Origin of the sequence: Pseudomonas sp. B37(2017) (assembly GCF_002112885.1) — a bacterium.
Taxonomy (GTDB): Bacteria; Pseudomonadota; Gammaproteobacteria; order Pseudomonadales; family Pseudomonadaceae; genus Aquipseudomonas; species Aquipseudomonas paraglycinae.
The window spans coordinates 138,390-162,277 of the sequence record NZ_NEIX01000002.1 but is presented as its reverse complement, the minus strand read 5'-3'; the positions used below and the strand labels follow the sequence as shown (position 1 = coordinate 162,277).

Here is a 23,888-nt window from a genome sequence, read left to right as displayed (position 1 = left end):
CGCCCCGCGAACCGGATCCTGTCATGTTACGAATCACTGAACTCAAGCTGCCGATCGACCATCCCGACGAAGACCTGCGCGCTGCCATCGTGCAACGCCTGGGCATTGCCAGCGATGACCTGCTCGATTTCACCTTGTTCAAGCGCAGCTACGATGCGCGCAAAAAGTCCTCCGAACTGTGCTTCATCTACACCATCGACCTCGAAGTGCGCGACGAGGCCAAAGTGCTGGGCAAGTTCGCCGACGACCGTAACGTCAACGTCGCGCCGGATGTCAGCTACAAATTCGTCGGTCAGGCGCCCAGCGACCTGAGCCAGCGCCCGATCGTGGTCGGTTTCGGCCCGTGCGGGATCTTCGCCGGCCTGTTGCTGGCGCAGATGGGCTTCAAGCCGATCATCCTTGAGCGCGGCACCGAAGTGCGCCAGCGCACCAAGGACACCTGGGGCCTGTGGCGCAAAAGCGTGCTCAATCCCGAGTCCAACGTGCAGTTCGGCGAAGGCGGCGCGGGCACGTTCTCCGACGGCAAGCTGTACAGCCAGATCAAGGACCCGAAATTCCTCGGCCGCAAGGTGCTGCACGAATTCGTGAAGGCCGGCGCGCCGGAAGAAATCCTCTACGTCAGCAAACCGCACATCGGTACGTTCCGTCTGACCGGCATGGTCGAGACCATGCGTGAAGAGATCCGTGCACTGGGCGGTGAAGTACGCTTCCAGGAGCGCGTCACCGACGTGCTGATCGAAGACGGTCAACTGGTCGGCGTCGAGCTGGCCAGCGGCGAAACCCTGCATTCCAAACACGTGGTCCTGGCCCTCGGCCACAGTGCCCGCGACACCTTCCGCATGCTCCACAGCCGTGGCGTGTTCATGGAAGCCAAGCCGTTCTCGGTGGGCTTCCGGATCGAGCACCCGCAATCGCTGATCGACCGTGCGCGTCTGGGCAAGTACGCCGGCCACCCCAAGTTGGGAGCCGCCGACTACAAACTGGTGCACCACGCCAAGAACGGCCGTTCGGTCTACAGCTTCTGCATGTGCCCGGGCGGCACCGTGGTGGCGGCGACCTCCGAGCCGAACCGCGTGGTCACCAACGGCATGAGCCAGTACTCGCGTAACGAGCGCAACGCCAACTCCGGCATCGTCGTCGGCATCACCCCGGAAGTCGATTATCCGGGCGGCCCGCTGGCGGGGATCGAGTTGCAGGAACGTCTGGAGTCCCACGCCTTCATCCTCGGCGGCAGCGACTACAAGGCGCCGGCGCAACTGGTCGGCGACTTCATCAACGACATTCCTTCGACCGAACTGGGCGAAGTCGAGCCGTCGTACAAACCGGGCGTGGCACTGGGCGATCTGGCCCTGGCCTTGCCGGACTTCGCCATCGAAGCGATCCGCGAAGCACTGCCGGCGTTCGAGAAGCAGATTCGCGGTTATTCGCTGCACGATGCGGTGCTGACCGGCATCGAGACCCGCACCTCTTCGCCGCTGCGCATCACGCGTAACGAGACGCTGCAGAGCATGAACGTCAAAGGCCTGTTCCCGGCCGGTGAAGGCGCGGGTTATGCGGGCGGGATTCTGTCGGCGGGTGTCGATGGTATTCGCATCGCAGAAGCCGTGGCGCGTGACATTCTCGGTCTAGAGGCCTGACACCGCAAAATTGTGGGAGCGGGCTTGCTCGCGAATGCGGTGTTACATTCAACAATTATGTTGACTGATCCAAAGCATTCGCGAGCAAGCCCGCTCCCACATTAGGTTCCGGGTGTATCAAATATTGGCGCGCAGAACCGAGGTCGGCAGCGCCTTACCCTGCTCGGCACTCGCCGCTACGGCCGCTATCAATCCATCCAGCTCATAGCCCTGCGCCTTGAGCCACGCCTGATCGTAATACGTGTCCGCGTAGCGCTCGCCGCCATCGCACAGGATCGCCACGATCGAGCCCGACTCCCCCGCCGCTTTCATCTGCTGGGCCGCCATCAGCGCGCCGATCAGGTTGGTCCCACTCGAACCGCCCACATGTCGGCCCAGACGCTGCGCCAGGTAATGCATGGCCGCCAGCGACAAAGCATCCGGCACCTTGACCATCGCATCGATTACCTTCGGCAGGAACGACGCTTCTACCCGCGGCCGGCCGATGCCTTCGACGCGTGAACCGTGGTCCAGACGCAAACTCGCGTCGCCGGTCTGGTAAAAGTCGAAGAACACCGAACGCTCGGCATCGGCGCACAGCACGCGGGTGCAGTGCTGGCGATAACGCACGTAGCGACCGAGGGTCGCGGTGGTGCCGCCGGTGCCGGGACTGGAAATCAGCCAGGCCGGGCACGGGTGCTGCTCGTAACGCATCTGCTGGAAGATCGACTCGGCGATGTTGTTGTTCGCCCGCCAGTCGGTGGCCCGCTCGGCGTAGGTGAACTGGTCGATGAAGTGACCGTCGTGCTCGCGGGCCAGGCGTTCGGATTCGGCGTAGATCTGGGTCGGATCGGCTACCAGGTGACTCTGGCCACCGTAGAACGCGATCTGCGCAATTTTTTCCTTGGAGGTGGTCGCCGGCATCACCGCAATGAACGGCAGCCCGAGCATCCGCGCGAAGTACGCCTCGGAAATCGCCGTCGATCCGCTGGACGCCTCGATCACCGGCGCGCCGGGCTTGAGCCAGCCGTTACACAAGGCGTAGAGAAACAGCGAGCGGGCCAGCCGATGCTTGAGGCTGCCGGTCGGGTGACTGGACTCGTCCTTGAAGTACAACTCGATGCCTGGGAACCCCGGCAGCGGCAAGGGGATCAGGTGGGTGTCGGCGCTGCGCTGGAAGTCCGCTTCGATGATCCGGATGGCTTCGCGGGCCCACTGTCGGTTGTCGCTCATGGCTGTCGTTCTCGTTGAATCGGGCAGAAGTGCCTTCACAGGCTCAGCCCCCAAGCTTAGGAAAAATCCCACGGCACCGACAGATACAGCTGAGCTTCAATCCCTTGGGCAACTGCTAGGCTCTGCTGCATGTCGGCCTGGCGCCCTGTAACCACATATAACAAAAAAGAATATAACTTTTGTTTTAACAACTAACGGTACGGGTTAGGGTGTGCCACCTTTTGACTTTATCGATGGAGAGCGACCTTGCCTCTGCGTAGCACTTTCACGCGTTTCTTTCAGTTGGAAGCTGCCAGCGGTCTGTTACTGATCGCCGCGGCCATCCTGGCTCTAATCATCAACAACTCGCCGTTGTCGTGGTTGTACAGCGGCCTGCTCGACACCCCGGTGGTGGCGCAGATCGGCGCGTTGAAGATCGCCAAGCCCCTGCTGCTGTGGATCAACGACGGCCTGATGGCGCTGTTTTTCCTGCTGATCGGCCTGGAAGTGAAGCGCGAAGTCCTCGACGGTCAGCTGTCGAAACCGTCGCAGATCGTCCTGCCCGGCGCGGCGGCCATCGGCGGCATGCTGGTGCCGGCGCTGATCTACTGGTTCCTCAACCGCGACAATCCGGCCGCCCTCGACGGCTGGGCGATTCCGACCGCCACCGACATCGCCTTCGCCCTCGGCGTGCTGGCCTTGCTCGGCAAGCGAGTGCCGGTGTCGCTGAAGCTGTTCCTGATGACCCTGGCGATCATCGATGACCTCGGGGCCATCGTGATCATTGCAATCTTCTACTCCGGCGAGCTGTCGACCCTGTCGCTGGGCCTGGCGGCGGCGTGCATCGCGGCGCTGGTGGCGATGAACCGACTCGGCGTGGTCAAGCTCGGGCCGTACATGATCATTGGTCTGATCCTCTGGGTCTGCGTACTCAAGAGCGGCGTCCACGCGACGCTGGCCGGCGTGACCCTGGCATTCTGTATCCCGCTGCGCACCAGGAATGCCGAGCCTTCGCCGCTGCTGACCCTCGAACACGCGCTGCACCCGTGGGTCGCCTACGGCATTCTGCCGCTGTTCGCCTTCGCCAACGCCGGCCTGTCGTTGACCGGCGTGACCGCCGAAAGCTTCACCCACCACGTCCCGATGGGCATCGCCGTCGGCCTGCTGCTGGGCAAGACCATCGGCGTGTTCGGCCTGACCTGGCTCGCCGTCAAGACCGGCATCGCCGCCCTGCCCCAAGGCGCCAATTGGGGCCAGGTGTTGGGCGTGGCGATCCTCTGCGGGATCGGCTTCACCATGAGCCTGTTTGTCGGCTCCCTCGCCTTCGTGCCGGGCGCCAGTGAATACGCCGGGATGGACCGGATGGGCATTCTCACAGGTTCAGTGTTTGCGGCATTGATCGGTTATGCGGTGACATTGGCGGCGAGCAGAAAAGGATCCACACAAGGAAGTTAACACGCTCATTACGCGCCTCTCACTGGAAGGCCCAAGACTCAATGAAAGATTCACACACATGATTGGGCTCCAGAACCCTGCAAAGCATTGATAGTCTCCCGTTGGCGCTGCTCGCAGCGCTTAACCTGAGCCTTTCAAGTGTGCTATATCTCCTGTTGACAGCAGCGTCACCTCAGAATGTTTTTTCGGAGCCTTCCATGTCACGCAAAGCAGAAAAGCGCCCAATGACGGACAGTCAGATTGCCGTGCAGGAGTCTTATATTCCGGACATTGCCCTGAAAGCGTTCAACAACGCCTACAAAATGGCGCTTGCCAATGGGGCTGCTGTGCTTGTCGCCAAAGATGGTCAATTGTTTGAAGTTACAGAAAAATCTTCGGTTGCACTGCGCTCGATCGGCACCTATGGAAACCTGAAAAGCGGGACTCGCCTGCAAATCAGCAAACTGCCTAAACAGGTCGTTTCTTGAGCACACCGAGGGTACGTATATTCGCCGGACCAAATGGCTCAGGAAAAAGCACCTTTAATCGGCTGGTTCCTGCGCATCTATTGGGAAATTACATAAACCCGGATGATATAGAGCGTGCAATCAAAGACACTGGTTATTTTGATTTCACCACCTATCGCATCGAATCTCACAAAAATGACATTTTCGATTTTTTCCGCAACCACGCCCTGCTGAAAAAAGCTCCAGAGTCATTGGCAAAAATGGATTCGATTACGATTGAAGGTGACAGGCTCAGCTTCTCGGATACTCAGATCGACTCCTATGTAGCCTCCGCTCTTTCCGACTTCATACGGCGCTCTCTGATCAAAGAGAAAATCAGTTTTACGTTCGAAACCGTCATGTCCTCATCAGATAAAGTCGATTTGCTCTACGAAGCCCAGAGATCCGGGTACAGGGTTTACGTCTATTACGTTGCAACAGCCGACCCGGAAATCAATGTCGCCAGGGTTGCCTATCGCGTATCACAGGGTGGGCACAACGTTCCTCCTGAAAAGATACGAAAGCGTTATTGGAGGTCTCTGGCGCTCCTATCGGATGCAATCCTCACCTCGAACAGAGCCTATATCTTTGATAACTCCGACGAAGGTAGCGAAGGACTGACACAGGTTGCAGAGATCACAGACGGGGAGCTGATTGAAATCAAATCTGACGTACAGCCACCTTGGTTTAAAGAGTTCCTGCTCGATAAACTGATCTAGATCACAAGCCTACGACTTCTCTTAATGTCGGCCTTTATTCACGTCGAACAATCACCCACGCCTTTAAAGATACGTCCTACCCAATCGCATTCGTCTATCGCGATCACTGGTGAACACCAAACAAAAACCCCGACCAGTCACCTGATCGGGGTTTTCTTTTACCGCTTGTTCGCGATTAGTGCGAAACGCGGCTGGTGCCGCCAACAGTCGAAATCCGTACCCGCTCACCCACGCGGAATACTTCATTCTCCTGCACTTGCTGCACATAGGCACGCATGCTGCCGTCGTCTTCGCGCACGGTGATTTCAACGCCTTGAGTGCGGGTCAGGCCTTCTTCAGTGGCCGAACCGATCAGGCCGCCGGCCACGGCACCGATAACGGCTGCAACGATGCTGCCTTTGCCGCCGCCGATGGCGCTGCCGCCGACACCGCCCACCGCTGCACCGGCGAGGCCGCCGATCGGGGTCTTGGTGCCTTCGATTTTCACCGGACGCAGGGATTCGATGGTGCCCATGCGAATCGTCTGCACGCGACGCGCTTCGTCACGGGAGTAGGAGTCACCGGTCAGGCTCGACTGGCAGCCGGTCAGCAACATCGCCATCGTGGAAAAGGAAGCAACCAGTAGAACAGACTTACGCATAGCATCAACTCCAAAGGACAGGTATTCATTAAACTCCGCAGCTTGACGCCTGTCACGGCGTCGCCCGGATAAAGTTGCTTTCATTCAGGCCCGGTACAGGCGCCCGCGAACTCACCCAACAGTAGCGCCAAAATCCGTTTCCTGCGCCGCCGACCCAAGGATTTCCATGGATTACTTCATCATTGTCGTCACCACCGCCGCCGGTCTGTACTTCCACTGGTGGCTGTATGTGCGGATCAAACGCTGGATGGATCGCGACCTGGCCCTGTCACTGGCCGGCAAGGATGAAGGCAAACGCGCCTTCATGCTCGAACGGCTGAAGCAGGCTCAGGCGCAGAAGATCAAGCGCCGGGACCTGCCGAAGTGGCTTGAGGCCGCTGCGGCAGGCTATCCCGCTCGGTAGACTGTTTACGGTGCCAGACGTTCAAGAATCCAGTCGGCGCCCTGCACACGGTAGTTGAGGCGATCGTGCAGACGGCTGGCGCGGCCCTGCCAGAACTCGATGCGCTCGGGGAGCAAGCGGTAGCCACCCCAGTGTTCCGGGCAATCGGGCTGGGTGTTGGTGAAACGTTGCTCGGTGGCCTTGAGCAAGTCTTCCAGTTCACCCCGGCCGTTGATCACCCGGCTCTGCGGGGAGGCCCAAGCGCCGAGACGGCTGCCCAGCGGTCGCACCTGATAGTAAGCGTCGGACTCTTCAGGCGTGACCTTCACCACCCGCCCTTCGATCCGTACCTGGCGCTCCAGGGTCGGCCAGAAGAACGTCATGGCAGCGAACGGGTTCGCCGCCAGATGCTGGCCCTTGGCGCTTTCGTAGTTGGTGAAGAAGGTGAAGCCCTGCTCGTCCAGCCCCTTGAGCAGCAGAATGCGGCAATGCGGACGGCCGTCCGCATCCACCGTGGCCAGGGTCATCGCGTTGGCTTCCACCGGCGCCTGTTCGGTTTTCACCGCTTCGGCAAACCACTGGTGAAACAACGCAAAGGGCTCAGCCGGGGCTTGCGCCTCGGTCAGGCCGTCCCGGGTGTAATCACGACGCATATCTGCCAGAGACTGGGTCACGGCGCATTCCTTTTCGTTAGCGGATCACTTTTTAGTGGTATCGGTCGCAGCGACTTTCTTGTCGGTTGCGGCAGCTTTGGCGGGCGCGGTCTTTTTCGCCGGAGCCTTGGCCGGGGCCTTCTTCGCTGGAGCCTTGGCAGCAGCTTTCTTGGCCGGAGCCTTTTTGGTGGCCGGTACAGCGGCTTTCTTCGCAGCCGGTGCCGGGGTCACCGGTTTGGCGGCAGGCTTGACGTCCTGAGCAGCGACCATGGTCACTGGCTTCGGTGCTGGCATGTTGTATTTGCTCAGCAGTGCGACCATGGTGTTTTGCGGCGTCACCAGCAGTTCGACACGACGGTTCAGGGCACGGCCTTCAACGCTGTCGTTGGCAGCACGCGGGGCTTCGGAACCCATGCCGCGCAGCATCAGACGATCACGCTGCAGACCGCTGAGGCGGAAGATCGCCGCCACGGCTTGGGCGCGTTCCTGGCTCAACTTGACGTTGGCCGGAGCGGCGCCGGTGGTGTCACTGTGACCGAGCACCAGCACGGCGGTTTTCGGGTCGGCTTCGAGGATTTTCGCCACGCGGGTGAACGGGCCGAGGGTCACTGGCAGCAGCATCGCCGGGCGGTCCGGGTTGAACGAGCCTTCCACCGGCGCGGTCACGACCAGCACGTTTTCACGGCGCTCGAGTTGGAGGTTGCTGTCCTTGATCGCGGTGCGCAGGCGCGGCTCGTAGTCATCCAGCCAGGCTTGAGTCACTTTTGGATCGGGCATCGGCACGACTTTGGCCGTGTCCTGCTCCTTGCCGCCAAACGGCCACCACCATTTGCCACCCTTGTCGGCCTCAGCCTTGGCGACTTCGACCGGCTTGGCTTCGGGTTTGGCTTCAGCCTTCACCTCAGCCTTGGCCGCCGAGTCGTCGGAGCCAAACGGCCAGTACCACGGACTGCTGCTCTCGGCCTTGGCAACCGGCGCGGTGGCGGCCGGTTTCAACGGGGCAGGCGCCGGAGCCGGCTCCTTGGCTGCGACTTTGTCGGAAGAACCGAACGGCCACCAGCTGCCGCCATCGGCGTCGTTCTTCGGAGTCTGTGCACAACCGGTGATTGCGAAACACAGGGCCAGGGCGAGAGTTTGTTTGGACGACATTGGAAACCCACAAAAAGAAGTAGTGAACAATCAGAGGACTTTCGCCCGGATAAACAGACGCTTTGAAACGAAATTCGCCATGAGGTTCCGGCCCTGGAGCCTCGTGCGATGCTTTACAGACAAGTGGCTAGTACCCGCGCCAGCTTCTGCGCGCGCGGATCCATCAAGACGTACGGCCCCAGGGTATTTGTCACAAATCCGAAGGCCACATCGTGCTCCGGATCAGCAAAACCGATGGAACCGCCCGCACCCGGATGGCCGAATGCACGCGGGCCGAGGCCGTAAGTGGCGTTTGGCACGTCGGGTTGATCGAGCATGCAACCGAGACCGAAACGGGTGCGGGTCAGCAAGGTCTTGTCCTCGCCGAGGCTGTGTTCGCGGGTCAGTTCTTCGAGCATTTCGCTTTCCAGCAGGCTGCCGTCGAGCAGACCGGCGTAGAACCCGGCCAGACTGCGCGCATTGCCGTGGCCGTTGGCCGCCGGTTGCTGCATGCGGCGCCATTCCGGTTTGTTGGTGCTGGTGAGCACCGACGGCGGATTGGTGAAGGCCCGGGTGGTCATGGCCGTCGGCTCGCGCATGGTCACTTGCAGCAGGCGCTGGGCAGCGGCGTCGCCGGTGTTGCCCTTGCCCCGCGCAATGTGCGCCACGCGATGAAACTCTTCGTCGGCCAGACCGACATGGAAATCCAGCCCCAGCGGTTTGGCGACCCGCGCCACAATCGATTCCCCCGGCCCGCGACCGTCGGCACGCCGCAGCAATTCGCCAATCAGCCAGCCGTAGGTGATCGCGGCATAGCCATGACCGGTGCCCGGCGTCCACCACGGTGCTTCGGCGGCGAGAGCGTCGACCATGGTTTGCCAGTCATACAGCGCTTCCGGCGCCAGCAATTCGCGCAGGGCCGGCAGACCGGCCTGATGGCAAAGCAGTTGGCGCAGGGTGACGGATTCCTTGCCGGCGGCGGCGAATTCCGGCCAGTAACGGGCGACCGGCGCATCGAGCTGCAACTTGCCTTCGGCAACCAGTTGCAGCGCGGTGACGGCGGTGAAGGTCTTGGTGCAGGAGAACAGATTGGCGATGGTGTCGCTGTGCCAGGCCTCGGCGCCGTCCTTGTCGGCGGTGCCGGACCAGAGGTCGAGGACGGTTTCCCCGCCGACCCGGATGCACAACGCGGCGCCGCGTTCCTGGGGATCGTCGAACAGTGCGGCGAAAGCTTCGCGCACCGCTTCGAATTGAAGCTCGTAATGTCCCTGAATCTGCACCCGCAACTCCCCCGCGAAAACGCTCTACAAAGTGGCCCGCATTGTTCCAGCCCGTGAGGGTTTTGGGAACCGCTGCGGGCCGGGCGGTCTTCAGGTTTCGTAACGATCAGTGACCGTTGCCCGAATGCCCGCCGGTGTGGCCGGCCCCCTGCCCCGGGCCTTTGCCGGCGTCTGCCTTGCGGCCGCCTTCGGCTTCGTGGCCGGTCTTGTCCGCAGCGGCAGCCGCTTTCTGCGCCTCTTTGTTCAACTGATCGACGGTCGCCAGGTTGCTCTTGCGCACGGCTTCGACAAAACCCTGGAACGGCAGATCGGTGACGCCAACCAGACCAAAGTGGCCGTTTTCGCCATCGAGCAGACGCCCGGTCACCGGTTGATCCAGATACTGGAACCAGTGCACGCCGACAATCGACGGCTCGCTAAGCGCCTGTTTGAGGAAGTTGGCGTAGGCCGGGCCGCGGTCTTCTTCCTTGCTCAACGGAGTCACGCCGCCCCAGAACGGGCCACGGTCGGTGGAGCCGAAGTTGAATTCGGTGATCAGCACCGGTTTGTCGAGGTTGCGCAGCGCGGCGAAGTCATAACCGTCCTGCGGTTGCAGGGTGTACATGTTGAAGCTCAGCACGTCGCAATACTGGGCGCAGGACGCCACGGCTTCCGGGGTGCTGGTGGCGAAACGGCCACCAAGCAGCAACTGGTTCGGCGCGTGCCATTTCAGCGAGTCGGAAATGGTCTTGAAGTAGGTGTCGGCGAACACCTTCTGGAAGTATTTGAAGTCGGCCTCGATTTCCGGATGCTCCGGATTCGGCAGCGGCGCCTCGAAACCCGGGTCTTCCATCAATTCCCACGCCGGCAGATCAATGCCCCAGGCCTTCGACAGCCCCGCCTGATTGCGGTACTTGTCGCGCAACTGCTTGAGGAACGCGCGTTTGGCCGGAACGTCGGTGGTCATTTTCAAGGTGCCGTAGGCCAGCGCGTAACGGGATTTCGGATCATCACCGGGGCCGGCCCAAGCCAGCTCGTTGTCGGCGAAGTAGCCGATGAGCCACGGATCATCGCGATGATCACGGGCGGCAATCGCCACGGCGCGTTCGGTGGCCATGGCGAAGCGCGGATCGAACGGGTCAGGCATGCCGCCCCACCAGTCGGTGCCGGTGCTGATGCTGGTGTAATCGCCGACGATCGACAGCGGCAAGGTGTACGGCATGCGCTCGGCGTCACCGAGGGCAGGCGCGCTCCAGTTACCGACCGTGTTGAAGCCCCAGGCTTGCAGGCGATCAAGGGTGTGGCTGGCCCACTTTTGCTCGTCGACCGTGTTTTTGCACGGCTTCGCAACGCTTTGCCCGCTGGTGGCTGCCGACTCGGCGACCCCGGCTTTCGGCTGTTCGGAGGCGGCTACCGGTGCACTGGCGTTGGTCGCGGCTTCTTCTGCGGCGCCAGCCTTGGCGGCTTCGGCCACTCCGGCCTTGTTGCCGCTGTCCGGAATGCATGGCTCGCCATACAGACGCTGAAGGTTGGCGCCGTAGAAGTCGTACCAGCGACCGAAGTTGTAGCCACGACCCTGATCGACACCGTTGCCGCCACGGTTGTCGCCTTCGCCGAAGTGGCTGGCCAGCGGCTCTTCCGGTTTGGGCAGGGATTCGAACATGTACTCGCGGCCGGCCACGTAGGTCTGGTTGACCTCCGGGCTGACGGTGTTCACGCCGAGGGAATAGAACGGATGGCCCTCGGGCGTCACCAGATACCAGCGGCCGTCACGTTTTTCGGTGCGGAAGAAACCGCTGGCCTTGAACGCCGGGCCTTTGCTCCAGCCACCGAACTTGTCCAGCGACGACTTTTCGCGCTCGGCCAGCCAGGTGTTCAGTTGTTGCTGTTCTTTGGCGGCGGCGGATTTCAGTTGTTCGTCATTGGCGACTTTCTCCGGCCACTTGCCGCGAGTCGACTGGCCATAGGCATCCACCAGATTGCCGTAGGCGGATTTGATCACCTCGCCTTCGTCCTGCACGCCAAAGCGCTCGAGCAACAGACTTTGCGCGGCTTTCGGCTGATCCATCGACAGGCTGACCGAAACCACCTGGCTGCGATCCAGCTCACCGCTGCTGCTCGCCAGCAAGATGCGCTGCCCATCAATCGTCATTGGCATCACCGGCCCGGCTTTCATGCCCTGGCTGAGTGGCGAGGTTGCGGTCAACGGCACCAGCAAGGTCTGCGCCGGGCCCGCCGGCAGGTCAACGCGGCTGACCAGAGTCTTGCCGTCGTTGCTCTGGATTTGTACGTAGACGGTCACCGCCCAGTTCATCGCGCTCTGGATGCGCAGGCTCATCATGCCGGACTGCGACCAGTCCCAGGCACCGGTCTGCGGGGACAGACGCAAGGTCGGGCGGGCCGTCGGGTTGAACGTCACCCGGCGCAGCACTTCGCCCTCGGGGGTCTGCTCGGCGTTGGCTTGCGGCAGGTCGGCGTTTTCGGTCGCCACTTTCACCACGTCGGCGGGGCGGACAAAGTTGAACAGGGTCTGCTGGCCGGCAGGTGCCGCCAGCAAGGGGCCAGCGAAAACCAGGGCAAAAATGGCAGGCAACGAACGACGAATCATGAGAACGGATTTCTCCCTAACGACCCACGAGGGCCAATGGAAAAGCGATAGCAGAGAGATAGACAGCGCGGCGGGCAAAACTGCCCACCGATGTCTCAGGATATTTCACGACGGAAAGGAGGCAACGCATTGAGGATCGCCTTGCCGTAGCGCTGGGTGACCAGCCGCCGATCCAGCAAGGTGATGGTGCCGCGGTCTTCTTCGGTACGCAGCAGTCGGCCGCAGGCCTGAACCAGCTTCAGCGAGGCGTCGGGCACCGAGATCTCCATGAACGGATTGCCGCCCCGGGCTTCGATCCATTCCGACAGTGCGGCTTCGACCGGATCGTCCGGCACCGAGAACGGGATCTTGGCGATCACCACGTGTTCGCAGTAGGCGCCGGGCAAGTCCACGCCTTCGGCAAAACTGGCGAGACCGAACAGCACGCTGGAATCACCGCCATCGACCCGCGCCTTGTGCTTGTTCAGGGTTTCCTGTTTCGACAGGTTGCCTTGAATGAACACTTGCTTGCGCCAGTCGCGGTCGAGGCCGTCGAACACGTCCTGCATCTGTTTGCGCGACGAGAACAGCACCAGACTGCCGCGAGAGCCTTCGACGAGTTCCGGCAGATCGCGGATGATCGCGGCGGTGTGGGCGGCGGCATCGCGCGGGTCGGCCTTCAGGTCCGGCACCCGCAACACACCGGCATCGGCGTGATGGAACGGGCTCGGCACCACTGCGGTGACGGCTTTTTTCGGTAGGCCGGCGCGCATGCGAAAGCGGTCGAACGTGCCGAGGGCGGTCAAGGTCGCGGAGGTCACCAGACAGCCGTAGGCCACGTTCCACAGGCTGCGGCGCAGGGTTTCGGCGGCGAGGATCGGGCTGGCGTTGACCTCGATGTCGAACAGCGAACCGCTTTCCGCCAGGGTCAGCCAGCGGGCCATCGGCGGGTTGTCTTCCGGGTCTTCGGCGGTGAATGCGGTCCACAGCTCCCAGTTGCCGGACGCCCGGGACAACAGGCTGCCGAACAGCGGATACCATTCTTCGGCCTGGTTGCTGGCGATGCCGATGTTGACCTCGCCGTCCATGCCTTCCTTGAGCAGATCCGTCAGGCGGGTGAACAGGTCATTGAGGCGGGAGAAGCCTTTTTTCAGCTCGATGCCCATCTCGCGCATGTGCTCGGGAATCACCCCGCCGATGAAGCGATGACGCGGGCGCTCGCGACCTTCGACGTCTTCACCGGGTTTGAAATCGGCGATCTGTTCGCAGGCGGTGAACATGAACTGCTGCTGGGTCTTGATCTCCCGCGCCAGCTCCGGCACCTGCTCGATCAGCTTGCCAAGGTCGCCTGGCAGCGGGTGCTGGGCCAGCAGTTTGGTGAGGTTCTTGGCGGTGGTTTCCAGCCAGTCGGCGGTGGAACGCAGGCGCGTGTAATGGGCGAAGTGGCCGATGGCCTTGTCCGGCAGGTGGTGGCCTTCGTCGAACACATAAATGGTGTCGCGCGGATCCGGCAGAACCGCCCCGCCGCCCAGTGCCAGGTCGGCCAGCACCATGTCGTGGTTGGTGACGATCACGTCGACCTTGCCCATGCCTTCGCGGGCCTTATAGAAGGCGCACTGGCCGAAGTTCGGGCAATGACGGTTGGTGCACTGGCTATGATCGGTGGTCAGGCGCGCCCAGTCGGCGTCTTCCAGCGCGTTGGGCCAGCTGTCGCGGTCGCCGTCCCATTTATTGCCGGCGAGCTTCTCGATCATGCTGGTGAACAGCTTCTGGCTGGCCTCATCGACCTCGATCTTGAAGCCTTCTTCTTCGAACAGCTGCGCGGTGGCGGTCTGCGCGTGGCCTTCCTGCAACAGCATGTCGAGCTTGGACAGGCACATGTAGCGGCCACGGCCCTTGGCCAGGGCGAAGCTGAAATTCAGCCCGCTGTTGCGCATCAGGTCGGGCAAGTCCTTGTAGACGATCTGCTCTTGCAGGGCGACGGTGGCGGTGGCGATCACCAGGCGTTTGCCGGCCAGTTTGGCCGTCGGGATCGCCGCCAGGCTGTAGGCCACGGTCTTGCCGGTACCGGTGCCGGCTTCCACCGCGACAATCGCGGGGTCGCCACTGCGCCGGCCTTCGTCGTCGGTGTCGATATCACCGAGGACCTTGGCGACTTCAGCGATCATCAGGCGCTGGCCGTAACGCGGTTTGAGGCTCTTGGCCTCTAGAAAACGCGAGTAGGCGCCCTGGATCGTGGTTTTGAGTTCAGTGCTGATCATTGAGTGTCGGGCGCAAAAAACGCTGGATAAATTTTCAGTGGTTCGGTTCGGCGGCTATCATACCCCGCGAATCGATCCCGCGCAGAACGGAGTACCCCAATGACACCTTTTAGCCTCGTTTACCCCATCCATGTACTGGCCGCACTGGTGTGGGTCGGCGGTATGTTTTTCGCCTGGATGGTGCTGCGCCCCGCGGCCATGAAGGCACTGGACGGCCCCGGGCGCCTGACGCTCTGGGTGGAAGTGTTTCAAGGTTTTTTTCGTTGGGTGTGGGGGGCGGTGATTCTGCTGCCGGTCACCGGGGTGGGCATGCTGCATCTGCAACACATCGCCTTCGACAACGCGCCGCGTTATGTGCAGGTGATGATGGGGTTGTATGTGGTGATGACCGCGCTGTTCATCCGGATTCAGGCCTTGATGCTGCCGGAGTTGCGCACGGCGGTGCAGGCGAAGGACTGGCCGGCGGGTGCGGCAGTGCTGGGGCGGATTCGCAAGGTGGTGGGGTTCAATCTGCTGGTCGGGGTGGTGCTGGTGACGGTGGCTGCTGCGCGCCCCTCGTTCTGACGAGCGCGTTTTGCCTGATCGTTCCCACGCTCTGCGTGGGAATGCAGCCCGTGACGCTCCGCGTCACTGGACGCAGAGCGTCCCTTGAGGCATTCCCACGCGGAGCGTGGGAACGATCAACGAAGGTGAGAGCAATCGGTTACAAGCGCTGTACAGTGACAGACCCCGCCGCACCCGCAGGCCCCGGCTGCCCGTCGGCCCCCGGCTTGCCGCTCTTGCCGCCATCGGCGCGATAGACCAGGCAGCCCTTGGACTTGCCACCCGCCCCCGGCTTGCCGCCAGGACCGGCCGGGCCACCGGCACCGCCGGCGACTTCGACCTTGATCAGCTCGACCGGAAACTCGCGCGGCACTTCAAGACGCACCAGCGCGCCCGGTGCACCCGGCTGGCCATCGCTGCCGTTGCTGCCATCAAAACCGTGTCCCGCCTGGCCCCAGGTGCAACCCGGCTCCTGACCGTTGGCGCCATCAAGCCCGACAAAACCCGGCGCGCCGGTGCCGCCACGGGCATCGACCACCAGTTTCGGCGCATTCAACGCCTTGAATTGCAGATTCAGATTGCGCCCGGCGCGGGCGGCTTTTTCGTAAGTGCCCGGTGCACCACGGGCGGTGATCTGGCTGCCCTCGCCGAGTTCGGCGCGGCTCACTTTCATCTCCAGCGCCTGTTCGCTCGGCACGATGGCGATGCGCGCTTCGTGGCCCAGCTGCAATTCGCCGACACTCAGCTCGGTCACGTTCGAAGGAATCAGCAAAGTGCCGTAATCGGCGACTACCAGTTTCTCCAGTTGCAGAGTGCTGGCGGTGTTCGGCAGACGCATCAGCGAGTTGGTTTCGACGCTGACCACCTGGGCGCAGGCCAGGGGACTGATGAATGCAGCGAGCAGGCAGAGTTTACGCATGGGAAGCCTCCGGAGCGGCCGGGGCCGGGATGGTTTGCAGGTGGAATACGCCGAACAACAGGATACGGCCACGATCACGCCAAGGGTGCGGACGCCCCTTGAGACTGCGGTTGCACAGCAGCACTTCGAGTACGTGGATCGCCAGCAGCAGACCGCCCGCCAGATTGACCAGCAGGTGCAGCGGATGAACAAACGGCACCAGCTGATTGGCCAGCACCACGCAGCAGAACAGCAGGGTCAACAATCGCCCCAGCCCACAGAACACCTTCATACGCTCCCCCGTGTTGCGAATTATTCTTTGGGCGCACAGTAACGGCTTCTGCAGGGGATAAGCCAGAGGGGAAAATGAAAAAAACCGGACCGCCGCCGGATGGCTGCCGGTTCGACGACGTTCATCGACCGACAGCTCTAGCCTGCGGACTACAGACTCATCCTAACGATTGATGTGCAGTTCCACCCGACGGTTCTGCGCACGCCCCTCGTCCGTGTTGTTATCGGCGACCGGTTCGCTTTCGCCGCGCCCTTCACTGGTGAGTTTGTTTGGCGCCAGGCCCTGGCTCAGCAAATACTCCGCCACGCTGCTGGCGCGACGTTCCGAAAGTGCCTGGTTGTAGGCATCCGAACCCTTGCTGTCGGTGTGGCCTATGACCTTGATGCTCACCACATCGGCATTGCGCAGTTTGTCCATCAGCGTGTCCAGCTGGCTTTTCGCGGCCGGTTTCAGATCGGACTTGTCGAAGTCGAACAGCACGTTGCCGGCATCGTTGAGGGTGATGACTTCGGTTTGCGGGGCCGGTTCGGCCGGTTTCTCGGTGACCGGGTATTGCGGCAGCGGACAGCCACGGTGGTCGACCGGGGTATTGGCCGGGGTATCGGGGCAACGGTCGCGGCGATCGAACACGCCGTCGTCGTCTTCATCGCCATCCTGGGCATAGCAGATCAATCCGCCGGTGAGGATCCCCAGCGCAGCGCCACCGCCGGCCCAGCCGCCACTTTCGAGCGCGCCGAGACCGCCGCCGACCAGTCCGCCAATAAGGCTGCAGATCGGCCAGGTACGTTGATTGAGGGGAGCGGTGCCATCGCTGTGGGTGGCGCAACCGGTCAACAGGCTGCCCAGCAGCAGAACCGGCAAGACGGACCTTGTAAGAACACTCATCGTTAAAGCTCCTGTGTCACCGGCCCATACCGGTTACACAGGAGTAAAGACCCGCATCCGCGACTGCACAAGCCGCGGATGCGAGGGGGCTAGCGGTTGATTTTGATTTCGGTACGACGGTTCAGCGCACGTCCGTCAGCAGTTTTGTTGTCTGCCACCGGCTGGCTTTCACCGGCACCGGTCACCGACACGAAGCTGCTTTGCGGTACACCGCTCTCGACCAGGTACTTGACCACGGAGTGCGCGCGGCGATCCGACAGTTTCTGGTTGTAGGCATCGCTGCCGACGCTGTCGGTGTGGCCGGTCACGGTCAGTTGCGCGGTGCTGGATTCCTGTTTCAGGCGCGAAGCGACCTTATCCAGGACCAGTTTGTCGGCCGGGGTCAGCGTGGCCTTGTCGAACTGGAAGTGAACATCGCGGATGACAATGGTTTCTTCCTTGACCACTACAGCTTCTTCGACCACTGGCGCAGGGGCTGGTGGAGGGCAGCCGTCAGCATCGACCTGTACGCCTTTAGGCGTGCCCGGGCACTTGTCGCGACTGTCCGGCACACCATCGCCGTCTTCATCGCCATCACCGTGAACCCAGCAATAGGCTGCTGCCGTACCGCCGACGAGTAACGCGCCATACCCCGCCCATGCGGAGCTTTCGGTTGCACCGAGACCCGCACCGACGACACCACCGACTGCCGCACAGGTCGGCCAGTCGGTTTTCTGCAAACCTGCGCAACCAGTCAACACACTGGTTAGCAGAACCAAGGGTAATGCTGTCCGAACTATGCTCATCTAGTTTTCTCCTGAGGGATCGGCTTAGAACCGATTCAGGGAGTAAAGACCGGAGTTTTAATCTCCGCCAGCAATAGGCCATTGCTGTTTGTGCGCCTGTTCACGGGACTTCGACGAATTTGCCGCAAACCCGCAGAACAGAGATCTAGGCCTTGGCGTCCTGGCAAGCTAGTCTTGGCGCTCTGATTGAGGAGCTTCGATGAACGTCGCCATTTCTTCCCGCACGCCGCAGCAGGCATTGGCCGCCCTGCTCGACCGCTATGCCCCGGCACGTCTGCTGCTGATCGGCGCCAGCGAGTTCCCGGCGCTGGCTGCCTTTAAGGAAGCGCACCCGGACACCTGCGTCGCGCACGCCGCGCCCGGTGCATTGCCGGCAGAACTGGCGGCCCGCCGTTTCGACCTGGCGCTGGTGGTCGATTGCCTGGAACATTTGCCCAAGCGCGACGGCCTGAATCTGTTGGGCGGGATCCGCAACCTCAACGCCAGCCGCATCGCGGTGCTGGCGGATCTGCCGGCCAGCGGCTGGCAAGAAACCGATTTTTATTCCCTGGCCCTGCAGGCCAGCGAACGCTTCGCCCGGGATGAACAGGTGCTGACCCTGTTCACCTACGATCTGCTTGACTACAAACAAGTCCCCGACTGGCTCAACTCGCGGTTCTGGGCCAATCCGGAAAACTTCGGGAAATACTGGTGGTAATGCAATGAGTACAGCCATTTGCCCTTGCGGCAGCGGCAACCTGCTGGATGCCTGCTGCGGTCACTATCACGCCGGCCACCCGGCCCCATGCGCCGAAGCCCTGATGCGCTCGCGCTACAGCGCCTATGTGCTGGGTCTGATCGATTATCTGGTGGCCACGACCCTGCCCGCCCAGCAAGCGGGGCTGGATCGCCAGTCGATCAGCGACTGGAGCGCCCAGAGCACCTGGCTCGGCCTGGACGTGGAAAGTTCGGAAGTGCTCGGAGGCCAGCCGGAACACGCGTTCGTCACGTTCACTGCGCGCTGGCATGACGGTCAGGGCGAGCACAGCCACCGCGAGCGCTCCTCGTTCGTGCAGAACACCGGGCGCTGGTACTTCATCGACCCGACCGTGCAACTGAAGCTGGGCCGCAACGACGCCTGCCCGTGCGCCAGCGGCCAGAAGTTCAAGAAATGCTGTGCGGGGTATTTCGGCAGCTGAAGCTAGACTGGGCAGCAAAGGGAGTTAAACCATGCTCGGTCATTGGCGCACATTCCAGGTCTTCTCACTGCTCGTGTTTCTGGGGCTCGGCGGCTGCGCGTCATGGTTTACCGACGACGCCCGCGACCCCGCCGTTCACCTGGTGAAAGTCGAAGTGGTGCGCGCCAAGCTGCTGGAACAGAAATTCATCCTGCACTTTCGCATCGACAACCCCAACGACAGCGATCTGACGGTGCGCGGCCTGGAATACCGCATACACCTGGCCGACATGTTGCTGGCGGAAGGCGAGCACGAACACTGGATCACGGTGAACCCCAAAAGCAGTGCGTTTTACAACGTGCCGATCCGTACCAACCTGTGGCCGAAGGTGAAAGAGGTGGTGAAAATGCTGAAAAACCCGCACCAGCAGATTCCCTACCGACTGGAGGGCGAGATGGAAACCGGTTTATTCATCGCTCACTACGTGCACCTGGCGCGCAATGGCGTGATAATCCCCGCCGATTTGATTACGGAGTGACCCCGATGACCCAGCAACCTCATGTCCATGGCCCAGACTGCAACCACGATCATGACCATCACCACCATGATCACGACCATGGCCATGTCCACGGCCCGAACTGCGGCCACGCCCACCAGGAACCGGTGCGCAACGCCCTGAAAGACGTTGGCCGCAACGACCCTTGCCCATGCGGCAACGGCAAGAAATTCAAGAAGTGCCACGGCGCTTGATGTTTCAGGCAATTATCTTCTTCGCCTGAGATACCGCCTTCGCGAGCAAGCCCGCTCCCACATTCGACCGTATTCCTTCTGACGGAATGCAGGCAAATGTGGGAGCGGGCTTGCTCGCGAAGGGGCCTGCCCATTCACTGGAAGCTTTTCAGCCTGCCGCCAGAATGTGCTCGGTGCCGACCACCGTCGCATACTCCCCGTGCAAGTTCCCCAGCGACATCGCATGCACCTCTTGCGCCGAACGCAACGTGCCGAAATAGTCGGCCTTGTCGAAGGTAAAGCACGCATCCTCCGCTACCCACGCGTCAAACCCCAGATTGCCTGCCGTGCGCGCCGTGGACTCCACCGAGTTGTTCGTCGCCACGCCGACGATGACCAATTGCCCGATCCCCGCCTCACGCAACTTCGCCTCAAGGCCTGTCGCACAAAACGCATCCGGTACCTGTTTCTGGATCAGCCACTCGCCGTCCTGCGGCAAAAACCTTTCCTGAAAATCCACGCCTGACTGCTCGGGCCAGAACACCGAATCCGGCGAGCGCGACAGGTGCTGCACGTGGATCACCGGCCGCCCGCTGCGTCGCCAGAAACTCAGCAAATCGAGAATCCGCTCTTCGGCCGACGGATTGTTCCGCCGCCCCAGACGCGGTTCCAGAATGCCTTTTTGCTGGTCGATGATGATCAGTGCAGCGCTGGCCTTGAGTTCCATGGCGATTTTTCTCACGCGGGGTCATTGAATTTCCCGTACTTGAGCATCACCTCCTGTGACTAAGCAAGCTATCGAACGCACACAGGACAACCTGAAGCCGGCGTTTGCTGTCCGCATGTAAGCCATTTTCCTGATTTGGAGCTTTCCATGATCGACCTGTATTACTGGACCACGCCCAACGGCCACAAGATTTCCCTGTTCCTCGAAGAAGCGGGCCTGCTCTACGACGTGCACCCGATCAACATCAGCCAGGGCGAGCAGTTCCAGCCGCACTTTCTGAAAATCGCACCGAACAACCGCATCCCGGCCATCGTCGATCATGAACCGGCTGACGGCGGCGAACCGTTGTCGCTGTTCGAATCCGGGGCGATCCTGCTGTACCTCGCGGAAAAGACCGGCAAGTTCCTGCCCAAGGATCTGCGTGGCCGCCAGGTGGCGCTGCAATGGCTGTTCTGGCAAATGGGCGGTCTGGGGCCGATGGCCGGGCAAAACCATCATTTCAGCCAGTTCGCCCCGGAAAAAATCCCCTACGCGATCAAACGCTACATCGATGAAACCGCACGCCTGTACGGGGTGCTGGACAAGCAACTGGCGAACAACGAGTTCGTCGCCGGCAGCGAATACAGCATCGCCGACATGGCGATCTACCCGTGGATCGTCTCGCACAAGTGGCAGAGCCAGAACCTGGAAGACTTCCCGAACGTGCAGCGCTGGTTCAACCACATCAAGGACCGCCCGGCGACCGTGAAGGCCTACGCGCTGGTGCAGAAGATCAATCCGCCGAAGTCTTGAGTCACCTGGCCTGATCGTTCCCGCGCGCGGGAACGATCAACGGGAAGAAATAACCGCTCGCCCCGCTTGCGCGGCCCCCTCCTGCTCACTAACGTAGCGGCTTTATTGCGCCCCCAGCCTCTACACCCCCGCAGGAGCTTTGCCATGGCCTCGCCAGCCCTTTCACATTTTCTTCCCCGGTTCGGCGTTGCCGCAGCAGTGGCCGGTGTTCTGAGCCTGACCGGTTGTCAGACCTGGAACGCCCAGGACACCCTCCCGCCGACCTCCGGTGTGCAGCCGCTCAAGGGCCTGGCGCAGAACGTTTCGGTGCGCCGCAATGCCATGGGCATGCCGCTGATCGAAAGCAACAGCTTCCACGACGCGTTATTCGCCCTCGGTTATGTGCACGCCAGCGACCGGATCAATCAGATGGTCACCCTGCGCCTGCTGGCCCAGGGCCGTCTGGCGGAAATGTCCGGTTCGTCGATGCTCGACGCCGACCGCTACATGCGCGCCGTCAATCTGAAGAAAAGCGCCGGCGAGCTGTACAAGGCTTCGTCGCCACGGCTCAAGCGCTTCTTCGAGGTCTATGCCCGGGGCGTCAACGCCTACCTGTTCCGCTACGCCGACAAACTGCCGGGGGATCTGGCTTCCAGCGGCTACAAGCCTGAATACTGGAAACCGGAAGATTCGGCGCTGATCTTCTGCCTGCTGAACTTCAGCCAGTCGGCCAACCTGCCGGAAGAAATCGCTTCGCTGGTGCTGGCGCAGACCGTGACCAACGACAAACTGGCGTGGCTGACCCCGTCCGCTCCCGACGAAAACCTGCCGCTGGCCGAAGCCGACAAGCTGCAAGGCATCAAGCTCAACGGGCAGATTCCGGGGCTGACGGAGCTGAGCAACGCCAGCGAACAACTGGCCGCCATCAACCTGCTGGGCACTCAGTCATCGAACAACTGGGCCATCGCCCCGCAACGCAGCCGCAGCGGCAAGAGCCTGCTGGCCAGCGACAGCCATGGCCCGCTGGCTGCGCCGTCGCTGTGGAGTTTCGTGCAGATCCGCGCTCCGAAATACCAGGCCGCCGGCGTGACCGTGGCCGGTCTGCCGATGGTGCTCGGCGGTTTCAACGGCAAGGTGGCGTGGAGCCTGACCAGCGTGCTCGGCGATAACCAGGACCTGTTCCTGGAAAAAATCCGTCGTCAGGGCAGCACGTTGTCCTACGAGGTCAACGGCAAGTGGCAACCGGTTGCGGTGCGCAACGAAACCTACTTCGTCAAAGGCCAACGGCCGATTCGCGAAGCGGTGTACGAAACCCGCCATGGCGCGCTGCTCAACAGCACCCAGGCTGCCGCTCAGGGCGCGGGTTTTGGCCTGGCCTTGCAGACGCCGAGCTTCACCGACGACAAATCCCTCGATGCGTTTTTCGATCTGAGCCGCGCGCAGAACGTTGAGCGCGCCTCCGACGCCAGCCGGGAAATCCGCGCCATCGCGCTGAATCTGGTGTTTGCCGACGCCAGCAACATTGGCTGGCAAGTTACCGGGCGGTTCCCGAACCGCCGTGAAGGTGAAGGTCTGCTGCCGTCGCCGGGCTGGGAAGGTCGCTATGACTGGGACGGTTACGCCGACCCGATGCTGCACCCGTACGATCAGGACCCGGCCCAAGGCTGGCTCGGCACCGCCAACCAGCGGGTCATCCCTCACGGCTACGGCATGCAACTGTCCAATTCCTGGGCGGCGCCGGAGCGTGGCGAGCGCCTGGCCGAACTGGCCGGCAGCGGTAAACACGACGGTCGCAGCGTGATCGCCATGCAGTACGACCAGACCACCACCTTCGCCGCCAAACTGAAGAAAATGTTCGAGGCACCGGGCATGGCGCAGCCGCTGAAACAGGCGATCGACGCACTGCCGGAAGCCGAGCGCAGCAAGGCCCGCGAGGCCTATACCCGCTTGATGGCCTTCGACGGCAAGCTCAGCCCGACTTCCGCCGATGCGGCGATCTACGAGCTGTTCCTGCAGGAAAGCATGAAGCAGATTTTCCTCGACGAGCTCGGCCCGCAAGGCAGCCCGGCGTGGAAAGCGTTTATCTCCAATGGCGATATGTCCTACGCTGCCCAGGCTGATCACTTGCTGGGCCGCGAAGACAGCCCGTTCTGGGACGACGCCCGCACCCCGCAAAAAGAAGACAAACCGACGATCCTCGCCCGTAGTCTGGCGGCAGCGATCAGCGCCGGCGACAGCCAATTGAGCGGCGACCGCCGGGCCTGGCAGTGGGGCAAACTGCACCGCTACGAGTGGAAGAATGCCAACGGCCAGACCGTTCGCGGCCCGATCGCGGCGGGCGGTGACCACACCACGCTCAACACCGCAGCGTTTGCCTGGGGTCAGGACTTCAACACCACCCGTGCGCCGTCGATGCGCTTCATTGTCGATTTCGGTCAGAGCGAACCGTTGATGGGGCAGAACGGGACGGGGCAATCCGGGAATCCGGTGAGCCCGAACTACCTGAACGGCATCGATCCGTGGCTCAAGGGCCAGTACATCGGCTTGCCGATGCAGCCGCAGAACTTTGACCGGGTGTATGGCAAGACGCGGTTGACGCTTACCCCCGGCAAATAACCCCCCATGATCGTTCCCACGTCGAGGCGTCGAACCGTCCGCGTGGGAATGCAGCCCGTGACGCTCCGCGTCACTGGACGCAGAGCGT

The 23,888-nt window shown here is 62.0% G+C and carries 24 protein-coding genes; 12 read left to right on the top strand and 12 right to left on the bottom strand.

Annotated elements, in window-relative coordinates; all coding sequences use genetic code 11:
- Positions 1 to 23: 23 nt before the first annotated feature.
- A complete protein-coding gene (locus tag CAF90_RS07265; RefSeq protein WP_085605368.1) occupies positions 24 to 1,637 on the top strand; it encodes an NAD(P)/FAD-dependent oxidoreductase in 1,614 nt (537 codons plus the stop codon).
- A 117-nt stretch (positions 1,638 to 1,754) separates the two neighbouring features.
- Here CAF90_RS07265 and CAF90_RS07260 read toward each other — a convergent pair whose 3' ends face one another.
- The gene (locus tag CAF90_RS07260) at positions 1,755 to 2,849 is read right to left on the bottom strand and encodes a PLP-dependent cysteine synthase family protein (RefSeq protein WP_085605366.1); all 1,095 of its coding nucleotides are present in this window, start codon (positions 2,847 to 2,849) and stop codon (positions 1,755 to 1,757) included.
- A 246-nt stretch (positions 2,850 to 3,095) separates the two neighbouring features.
- Here CAF90_RS07260 and nhaA point away from each other — a divergent pair, with 246 nt between their 5' ends.
- The 3 genes from nhaA to CAF90_RS07245 all read left to right on the top strand — a co-directional run bounded on the left by nhaA (position 3,096) and on the right by CAF90_RS07245 (position 5,487).
- Positions 3,096 to 4,283 carry a Na+/H+ antiporter NhaA gene (nhaA, locus tag CAF90_RS07255; protein WP_085605364.1) on the top strand — a complete coding sequence of 396 codons (1,188 nt, stop codon included), beginning with the start codon at positions 3,096 to 3,098 and terminating at the stop codon, positions 4,281 to 4,283.
- Between the two features lie 197 nt (positions 4,284 to 4,480).
- Positions 4,481 to 4,750, top strand: a complete 270-nt coding sequence (locus tag CAF90_RS07250) for a hypothetical protein (RefSeq protein ID WP_085605362.1) — start codon at positions 4,481 to 4,483, stop codon at positions 4,748 to 4,750.
- On the top strand, positions 4,747 to 5,487 hold the full coding sequence (locus CAF90_RS07245) for a zeta toxin family protein (protein WP_085605360.1): 741 nt from the start codon (positions 4,747 to 4,749) through the stop codon (positions 5,485 to 5,487). Before CAF90_RS07250 ends, CAF90_RS07245 begins: the two co-directional genes overlap by 4 nt.
- 175 nt (positions 5,488 to 5,662) lie before the next feature.
- Here the strand turns inward: CAF90_RS07245 and CAF90_RS07240 are convergent, their stop codons facing one another.
- Entirely contained in the window at positions 5,663 to 6,127 is a 465-nt protein-coding gene (locus CAF90_RS07240; protein ID WP_007918566.1) for a glycine zipper 2TM domain-containing protein, read from the bottom strand.
- A gap of 166 nt (positions 6,128 to 6,293) precedes the next feature.
- Here CAF90_RS07240 and CAF90_RS07235 point away from each other — a divergent pair, with 166 nt between their 5' ends.
- On the top strand, positions 6,294 to 6,530 hold the full coding sequence (locus CAF90_RS07235; RefSeq protein WP_007959143.1) for a hypothetical protein: 237 nt from the start codon (positions 6,294 to 6,296) through the stop codon (positions 6,528 to 6,530).
- Between the two features lie 5 nt (positions 6,531 to 6,535).
- Here the strand turns inward: CAF90_RS07235 and pdxH are convergent, their stop codons facing one another.
- From pdxH to dinG, 5 genes are all read right to left on the bottom strand, one after another.
- Positions 6,536 to 7,183: a pyridoxamine 5'-phosphate oxidase gene (gene pdxH / locus CAF90_RS07230; RefSeq protein WP_085605358.1), complete on the bottom strand. Its 648-nt coding sequence runs from the start codon at positions 7,181 to 7,183 to the stop codon at positions 6,536 to 6,538.
- Between the two features lie 24 nt (positions 7,184 to 7,207).
- Positions 7,208 to 8,311 carry an OmpA family protein gene (locus tag CAF90_RS07225; RefSeq protein WP_085605356.1) on the bottom strand — a complete coding sequence of 368 codons (1,104 nt, stop codon included), beginning with the start codon at positions 8,309 to 8,311 and terminating at the stop codon, positions 7,208 to 7,210.
- Between the two features lie 113 nt (positions 8,312 to 8,424).
- Positions 8,425 to 9,570 carry an EstA family serine hydrolase gene (locus tag CAF90_RS07220; protein WP_007959136.1) on the bottom strand — a complete coding sequence of 382 codons (1,146 nt, stop codon included), beginning with the start codon at positions 9,568 to 9,570 and terminating at the stop codon, positions 8,425 to 8,427.
- Between the two features lie 106 nt (positions 9,571 to 9,676).
- Entirely contained in the window at positions 9,677 to 12,157 is a 2,481-nt protein-coding gene (locus tag CAF90_RS07215) for a beta-galactosidase (protein WP_085605354.1), read from the bottom strand.
- Between the two features lie 95 nt (positions 12,158 to 12,252).
- On the bottom strand, positions 12,253 to 14,397 hold the full coding sequence (gene dinG / locus CAF90_RS07210) for an ATP-dependent DNA helicase DinG (RefSeq protein ID WP_085605353.1): 2,145 nt from the start codon (positions 14,395 to 14,397) through the stop codon (positions 12,253 to 12,255).
- Between the two features lie 99 nt (positions 14,398 to 14,496).
- Between dinG and CAF90_RS07205 the strand changes: the two genes are divergently transcribed.
- Positions 14,497 to 14,961, top strand: coding sequence for a CopD family protein (locus tag CAF90_RS07205; RefSeq protein ID WP_085605351.1), 465 nt, complete (start codon positions 14,497 to 14,499; stop codon positions 14,959 to 14,961).
- Positions 14,962 to 15,100: 139 nt separating this feature from the next.
- Here the strand turns inward: CAF90_RS07205 and CAF90_RS07200 are convergent, their stop codons facing one another.
- From CAF90_RS07200 to CAF90_RS07185, 4 genes are all read right to left on the bottom strand, one after another.
- Entirely contained in the window at positions 15,101 to 15,859 is a 759-nt protein-coding gene (locus tag CAF90_RS07200; RefSeq protein WP_085605349.1) for a collagen pro alpha-chain precursor, read from the bottom strand.
- Positions 15,852 to 16,130 (bottom strand): DUF1145 domain-containing protein, encoded by a 279-nt coding sequence (locus CAF90_RS07195; protein WP_039771353.1) that lies wholly within the window; start codon positions 16,128 to 16,130, stop codon positions 15,852 to 15,854. Before CAF90_RS07195 ends, CAF90_RS07200 begins: the two co-directional genes overlap by 8 nt.
- Positions 16,131 to 16,292: 162 nt before the next feature.
- The gene (locus CAF90_RS07190) at positions 16,293 to 17,015 is read right to left on the bottom strand and encodes an OmpA family protein (RefSeq protein ID WP_007952001.1); all 723 of its coding nucleotides are present in this window, start codon (positions 17,013 to 17,015) and stop codon (positions 16,293 to 16,295) included.
- Positions 17,016 to 17,104: 89 nt separating this feature from the next.
- Complete coding sequence (locus CAF90_RS07185; protein WP_011332779.1) at positions 17,105 to 17,800, bottom strand: OmpA family protein; 696 nt, start codon at positions 17,798 to 17,800, stop codon at positions 17,105 to 17,107.
- A gap of 199 nt (positions 17,801 to 17,999) precedes the next feature.
- On the opposite strand from CAF90_RS07185, the gene CAF90_RS07180 reads away from it, so the two are divergent.
- Genes CAF90_RS07180 through CAF90_RS07165 form a run of 4 tightly spaced genes read left to right on the top strand, consistent with a single transcriptional unit; the run spans position 18,000 to position 19,707 of the window.
- Entirely contained in the window at positions 18,000 to 18,497 is a 498-nt protein-coding gene (locus CAF90_RS07180; protein WP_011332778.1) for a DUF6231 family protein, read from the top strand.
- A 4-nt stretch (positions 18,498 to 18,501) separates the two neighbouring features.
- The gene (locus tag CAF90_RS07175; RefSeq protein WP_007955017.1) at positions 18,502 to 18,978 is read left to right on the top strand and encodes a YchJ family protein; all 477 of its coding nucleotides are present in this window, start codon (positions 18,502 to 18,504) and stop codon (positions 18,976 to 18,978) included.
- A gap of 31 nt (positions 18,979 to 19,009) precedes the next feature.
- Positions 19,010 to 19,495 carry an LEA type 2 family protein gene (locus tag CAF90_RS07170; RefSeq protein WP_007955016.1) on the top strand — a complete coding sequence of 162 codons (486 nt, stop codon included), beginning with the start codon at positions 19,010 to 19,012 and terminating at the stop codon, positions 19,493 to 19,495.
- Positions 19,496 to 19,500: 5 nt separating this feature from the next.
- Positions 19,501 to 19,707: an SEC-C metal-binding domain-containing protein gene (locus CAF90_RS07165; protein ID WP_007955014.1), complete on the top strand. Its 207-nt coding sequence runs from the start codon at positions 19,501 to 19,503 to the stop codon at positions 19,705 to 19,707.
- Positions 19,708 to 19,855: 148 nt separating this feature from the next.
- Here CAF90_RS07165 and CAF90_RS07160 read toward each other — a convergent pair whose 3' ends face one another.
- A complete protein-coding gene (locus CAF90_RS07160; protein WP_085605347.1) occupies positions 19,856 to 20,413 on the bottom strand; it encodes a cysteine hydrolase family protein in 558 nt (185 codons plus the stop codon).
- Between the two features lie 147 nt (positions 20,414 to 20,560).
- Between CAF90_RS07160 and CAF90_RS07155 the strand changes: the two genes are divergently transcribed.
- Positions 20,561 to 21,205, top strand: a complete 645-nt coding sequence (locus tag CAF90_RS07155) for a glutathione binding-like protein (protein WP_085605345.1) — start codon at positions 20,561 to 20,563, stop codon at positions 21,203 to 21,205.
- Positions 21,206 to 21,349: 144 nt separating this feature from the next.
- Positions 21,350 to 23,800 (top strand): penicillin acylase family protein, encoded by a 2,451-nt coding sequence (locus CAF90_RS07150; protein ID WP_085605343.1) that lies wholly within the window; start codon positions 21,350 to 21,352, stop codon positions 23,798 to 23,800.
- Positions 23,801 to 23,888 lie beyond the last annotated feature (88 nt).

Excerpts from the sequence above, each read along its gene's own strand:
- CAF90_RS07240 (WP_007918566.1), bottom strand. The coding sequence starts at position 6,127 with ATGCGTAAGTCTGTTCTACTGGTTGCTTCCTTTTCCACGATGGCGATG.
- CAF90_RS07165 (WP_007955014.1), top strand. The coding sequence starts at position 19,501 with ATGACCCAGCAACCTCATGTCCATGGCCCAGACTGCAACCACGATCAT.
- CAF90_RS07150 (WP_085605343.1), top strand. The coding sequence starts at position 21,350 with ATGGCCTCGCCAGCCCTTTCACATTTTCTTCCCCGGTTCGGCGTTGCC.
- CAF90_RS07195 (WP_039771353.1), bottom strand. The coding sequence starts at position 16,130 with ATGAAGGTGTTCTGTGGGCTGGGGCGATTGTTGACCCTGCTGTTCTGC.
- CAF90_RS07215 (WP_085605354.1), bottom strand. The coding sequence starts at position 12,157 with ATGATTCGTCGTTCGTTGCCTGCCATTTTTGCCCTGGTTTTCGCTGGC.
- CAF90_RS07260 (WP_085605366.1), bottom strand. The coding sequence starts at position 2,849 with ATGAGCGACAACCGACAGTGGGCCCGCGAAGCCATCCGGATCATCGAA.
- CAF90_RS07160 (WP_085605347.1), bottom strand. The coding sequence starts at position 20,413 with ATGGAACTCAAGGCCAGCGCTGCACTGATCATCATCGACCAGCAAAAA.
- CAF90_RS07225 (WP_085605356.1), bottom strand. The coding sequence starts at position 8,311 with ATGTCGTCCAAACAAACTCTCGCCCTGGCCCTGTGTTTCGCAATCACC.
- CAF90_RS07265 (WP_085605368.1), top strand. The coding sequence starts at position 24 with ATGTTACGAATCACTGAACTCAAGCTGCCGATCGACCATCCCGACGAA.
- CAF90_RS07200 (WP_085605349.1), bottom strand. The coding sequence starts at position 15,859 with ATGCGTAAACTCTGCCTGCTCGCTGCATTCATCAGTCCCCTGGCCTGC.
- CAF90_RS07190 (WP_007952001.1), bottom strand. The coding sequence starts at position 17,015 with ATGAGTGTTCTTACAAGGTCCGTCTTGCCGGTTCTGCTGCTGGGCAGC.
- dinG (WP_085605353.1), bottom strand. The coding sequence starts at position 14,397 with ATGATCAGCACTGAACTCAAAACCACGATCCAGGGCGCCTACTCGCGT.
- CAF90_RS07185 (WP_011332779.1), bottom strand. The coding sequence starts at position 17,800 with ATGAGCATAGTTCGGACAGCATTACCCTTGGTTCTGCTAACCAGTGTG.
- CAF90_RS07235 (WP_007959143.1), top strand. The coding sequence starts at position 6,294 with ATGGATTACTTCATCATTGTCGTCACCACCGCCGCCGGTCTGTACTTC.
- CAF90_RS07170 (WP_007955016.1), top strand. The coding sequence starts at position 19,010 with ATGCTCGGTCATTGGCGCACATTCCAGGTCTTCTCACTGCTCGTGTTT.
- CAF90_RS07250 (WP_085605362.1), top strand. The coding sequence starts at position 4,481 with ATGTCACGCAAAGCAGAAAAGCGCCCAATGACGGACAGTCAGATTGCC.
- CAF90_RS07155 (WP_085605345.1), top strand. The coding sequence starts at position 20,561 with ATGATCGACCTGTATTACTGGACCACGCCCAACGGCCACAAGATTTCC.
- CAF90_RS07205 (WP_085605351.1), top strand. The coding sequence starts at position 14,497 with ATGACACCTTTTAGCCTCGTTTACCCCATCCATGTACTGGCCGCACTG.
- CAF90_RS07175 (WP_007955017.1), top strand. The coding sequence starts at position 18,502 with ATGAGTACAGCCATTTGCCCTTGCGGCAGCGGCAACCTGCTGGATGCC.
- CAF90_RS07180 (WP_011332778.1), top strand. The coding sequence starts at position 18,000 with ATGAACGTCGCCATTTCTTCCCGCACGCCGCAGCAGGCATTGGCCGCC.